The organism is Parachlamydia sp., from assembly GCF_050255895.1.
In the GTDB taxonomy this organism is placed as follows: Bacteria; Chlamydiota; Chlamydiia; order Chlamydiales; family Parachlamydiaceae; genus Parachlamydia; species Parachlamydia acanthamoebae.
This window is the reverse complement of the sequence record NZ_JBFWIR010000114.1, coordinates 1-4,444: the sequence shown is the minus strand read 5'-3', so window position 1 is coordinate 4,444 and position 4,444 is coordinate 1. Positions and strand designations below refer to the sequence as shown.

Genomic DNA, 4,444 nt, shown 5'->3' with positions numbered 1-4,444 from the left:
TCCGCTAAAAATTGGAAAAAAATTGAAGAAAACAAAAAAGCAATCATTATTCATAAAAAAGATGGTGTGATTGCCTATAAAGCCTCTTTATATAACACCCTGAAAAAATCGGCGATGGAAAAAAAGGATAGGCTAGCCAAAAAAGTGAGGAAAAAACTTAAGGCCAAAAAGCAACCGATAGATACCCACTATACCCAAACCTATAAACCGACTTTAACGTTGCGCTCTAGGGGTCTTTATGATAAAGACCCCCACTCGATTAAACTGACCAAATTGGATATTTATGAGAGCTACCTAAATATTGTACGATATCTTTTAAAGATTAATCCTCAAGAGCAGCATCCTCAAAAGCTTGTAAAGTAATCGCCGACCAGTCTAAATTCTGTCTTTGCTTCGCAAGTCCCGTCATGAGACGGTTATGTAAAAGCGATGCAAGCGGCAAAGGAACGGACTTCTTTTCTGCTTAGTTCAGCACAAGATTTACATCTTTTAAGCCTAATGTCATCTTAAATCCCGCATATTCAAATGATTGATCAACAATAATCTTGCTATAGTTTTGATAAACAGGACATGCCAAAATGCTTTGGGTGTATAATGCTGCAGCTGCATGAATATCTATGCCACTTTTTTTTAATAAAGCAAAAGACTCTCCCATGGCTTCGATAGCGGATAAAATCAAAAAATTTCCTGAAATTTTAACTAAACAAGCATGTGAGGGTTTAGCCCCAAAATCTGCTACACCTTGTCCCAATTTTTCAAGAATGGGGCGCACCAAAACTTTCGCATGCGGATCTCCTGCAATACAAATCCATAACTTTTGCGCGGCCGCAGCATCTGGACGGCCAAAAACGGGTGCACAGACGAAGGCCGCGCCCTTTTCCGCATGCAAGGTAGCCATTTTATCGGCAGTTTCTGGAGAGATTGTACTCATTGAAACGTGCACACACCCTGTCCGAATAGTCTTTAAAATGCCCTTCTCTCCTTCGACTATCTCTTCAAGAGCTTGGTCATTGGAAAGCATTGAAATCAAAATCGAACTTTTCTCAAAAGCCTCTTTTGGCGAATCGAGCAAATGTGCTCCTTGATTTAATAAGGGCTTAGCTCTTTCGGCTGTGCGATTGTAAACCCATAGGGGAAATCCAGCTTTCAATAGATTTTCAGCTAAAGGAAATCCCATATTTCCGAGCCCGATAAAGGCAATATTTTTGCTCATTGTTTTCCTCAAATTTTTTTTCGTATAGTTTTGGTATAAACATCCTCCTTTTTCTAAACAACCTTTTCACATGAAAAGTTTCTATGGATGTATAAACTAAAATTGGATATTGTCAAATCAAAAGAATTCTTTGTAAATAACAAGGTCCCTTATGCAAGCCACCAATCTCGTACGTACTACAATTAGGGCTTCCGCACCCCTGCAACTCCCCATCATTGTCTGGATACCATTTCAGGCGATCCATAGCGTGCATCGATGTTGGTGTTATTGGAGAAGATTTCAGATCTATAAAGATCCGAACAATTTTGCAACCCTCGCCGCTGGGAATGCAGCCTATTTTTTAGGAGCAGACCTGCCTGTTATTCGCGGAATTGCACAAGCTGTGATGATTGCCAACCGCATTTTTCTTTGCATTGAAAAACAAGCCACTCTTTGTACCCATTGTAAAGAACTTGTTTTAGCTGTTAAAGGGCATTACATGCCGCACGATCGCGCTAACTGGTCCTCATACTCTAAGGCGAACTTCGCCTCCCCTTCTACACGCCTTTGGTGTAAAACGTTTGGCTATTCAACCACTTTGCGTATGCAACGGATTGCATATTGTGCCTATCTTATTCTAGTGGATTCGTTTCAACTCAGCATGTTGATGATGGATGCGGCTGAGAGTTTTTCCAGCGATTCATACAATAATGGTCACCATGTCAGAGAATTTTTTTACAATACATCCGCATCCGTTGATCTGCTTGTCAATAACCGGGAAAAATTGCTGCTTGAAATGCAAAAACATCGCGGGGTTATTCAGGCCATTCTTTCAACGATGGGCGTGCCTCTTACAGCGGATCAAATCATCGCTTCATTATCTAAAGGATTAAGTAGCGCCGCAACTTTAAATGTTGCTTCCCAGAAAGCGCAGGCTATGTTTGGAAGATTGATGGCCGACTTTCTCGGAAAAGGATTTTTTGGTTTTTTATTCGGAATTGGCCTATCCGAATACGTCCCCCAAGTTTTGGTATGCAATTTATTCATTCATAGACAGAAAAAAGAACCAGAAGCAAACCGCTACCCTCCCATAAATTGGGTGGCTCTTCGATCAAAATCACATCTTTTAAAACCACTTCCTCAACCTGCATCCCCTGAAAAACCGCTTACACATTTCATCTCACCTCCCAAGTCACCTTTAAAAAAAGGTTTAGGAAAAATTCGCAGCCTTCTTTCCAGTCCTAAAAAAAATCCGCTCCTTGCAATAAAGGATTAATCTAAGCCTGTATTCTTTATTGGAATATAAATCTCTTAAAGATCATAATAATGGCTTAGTTTTTTTCTAAATATCTAACCCTGTACGAAGGACGCTATTTTTCATGGAGACTCAAAGAATCCGTCGCCAATTTCTTAATTATTTCAAAGAGCATGGACACCGTGTGATTTCTTCATCCCCTGTTTTCCCACATGATGACCCATCGCTTTTATTTACAAACGCCGGCATGAATCAATTTAAAGATGTTTTTCTAGGGAAAAGTGCGCGCGATTACCACCGTGCTACAACTAGTCAAAAATGTATTCGCGTGGGAGGCAAACACAACGACCTAGAAAATGTAGGCCACACAAGCCGCCACCTTACCTTTTTTGAAATGTTGGGAAATTTCTCTTTTGGTGACTATTTTAAAGCAGAAGCGATTCAATTTGCCTGGGATATTTCAACCCAAGTTTTTGGATTTGATCCTCAGCACATTTGGCCAACCGTTTTCCGCGATGATGAAGAAGCTTTTGAACTTTGGACTCGCTACGTGCCCGCCAGCAAAATTACACGCTTTGGAGAAAAAGACAACTTTTGGAGCATGGGTGAAGTTGGTCCCTGTGGCCCCTGCTCAGAGCTGTACTATGACCGTGGTTCCAAATATGGTCCCGCAAATAATCCTTCTGAAGATGTCACTGGCGAACGCTATTTAGAGTTCTGGAATCTTGTTTTCATGCAATTTAACCGCCTTGAAGATGGTTCTCTATCTCCACTTCCTAGACCCTCCATTGATACTGGAGCAGGTATTGAACGGGTTGTCGGATTAAAAATGGGCGTGGACTCCGTATTTGGTACCGATGTCCTGCGAGAATTAATTGCCCAAACCGAACAAGTTTTCAATAAATCCTACGATCCCACAAATATCCAAACAGCTCCAGCATTCCATGTGATTGCAGATCACCTCCGCTGCTTGGCATTTGCTATCGCAGATGGTGTGCAACCTAGCAACGTCGACCGGGGCTATGTACTCCGAAAAGTGTTAAGACGCGCGGTACGCTATGGCCGCTCACTTGGCATGGACACCCCTTTCCTTGCCGATATTTTACCTCGCCTCGTCGCAACTATGGGTGAAGACTACAAAGAGCTTGTACAAGCCCAACAAAGAATTGCAGAAATTTTGACTGTCGAAGAAGAAGCTTTTCTTCGTACACTTCGACGGGGAGGGAATATCCTCAATCAGATTATCGAAGGTGCTCAAAATACCCATCACCGCATTTCAGGGGACGATGCCTTTAAATTAAAAGACACGTATGGATTTCCGCTAGAAGAGATCGAACTGATCGCTCGTGATGCAAACTTAGTCATCGATAAAGAACGGTTTGAGCTCTTGGAAAATGAAGCGAAAGAAAGATCACGGCAAGTGCAAAAAACGACTCAGCAAATTGCATCTACCAATCTTTTTGTCGACTTTGTCAAAACACATGCTGCGACAACATTTTTAGGATATGAGCAACTCAGTGCTAGAGCAACTGTAACAGGGCTTGTAGTGGATCAACAGTTTGTCAATCAAATCATTGCGGGCCAAGATGCCATGATTATTCTTGATCAAACGCCATTCTATGCAGAAATGGGTGGACAAATTGGCGATACAGGAACCATTGTGAACCATCAAGGGATGTCTTTCCAAGTCACCAACACTATTTCTCCTTATCAAGGCGTGATTGCACATGTGGGAACATTGACACATGGTCATTTAAAAGTAGGAGATTCTGTAGAAGCATCTGTCGATGCCCCTCGCAGACAGAAAATCGAGAATAACCACACTGCCACACACCTTCTTCATTGGGCTCTTCACCATGTTTTGGGTGAACATGTGAAACAAGCAGGGTCCGTTGTAGAACCTGGTCGCTTACGTTTTGACTTCAGCCACCACAAGCCTTTGACAAAACAAGAGCTTAATGAAATTGAAAATCTTGTGAACCAAAGAATTAGATTGA

At 41.8% G+C, this 4,444-nt stretch carries 3 protein-coding genes and 1 pseudogene; 3 read left to right on the top strand and 1 reads right to left on the bottom strand.

All coding sequences use genetic code 11. From position 1 onward, the window contains the following. A pseudogene (locus tag AB7E63_RS13215) lies at positions 1-363 on the top strand (alpha/beta hydrolase); the annotation flags it as partial. 100 nt (positions 364-463) lie between these two features. Here the strand turns inward: AB7E63_RS13215 and AB7E63_RS13210 are convergent. Then, positions 464-1,225 (bottom strand): NAD(P)-dependent oxidoreductase, encoded by a 762-nt coding sequence (locus AB7E63_RS13210; RefSeq protein WP_428419646.1) that lies wholly within the window; start codon positions 1,223-1,225, stop codon positions 464-466. Between the two features lie 139 nt (positions 1,226-1,364). Between AB7E63_RS13210 and AB7E63_RS13205 the strand changes: the two genes are divergently transcribed. Both AB7E63_RS13205 and alaS read left to right on the top strand, forming a co-directional pair. Then, positions 1,365-2,468: a hypothetical protein gene (locus AB7E63_RS13205; RefSeq protein ID WP_013924253.1), complete on the top strand. Its 1,104-nt coding sequence runs from the start codon at positions 1,365-1,367 to the stop codon at positions 2,466-2,468. A 103-nt stretch (positions 2,469-2,571) separates the two neighbouring features. Next, positions 2,572-4,444: alanine--tRNA ligase (gene alaS, locus AB7E63_RS13200; protein ID WP_428419645.1), on the top strand; the 1,873-nt coding region annotated here is incomplete at its 3' end.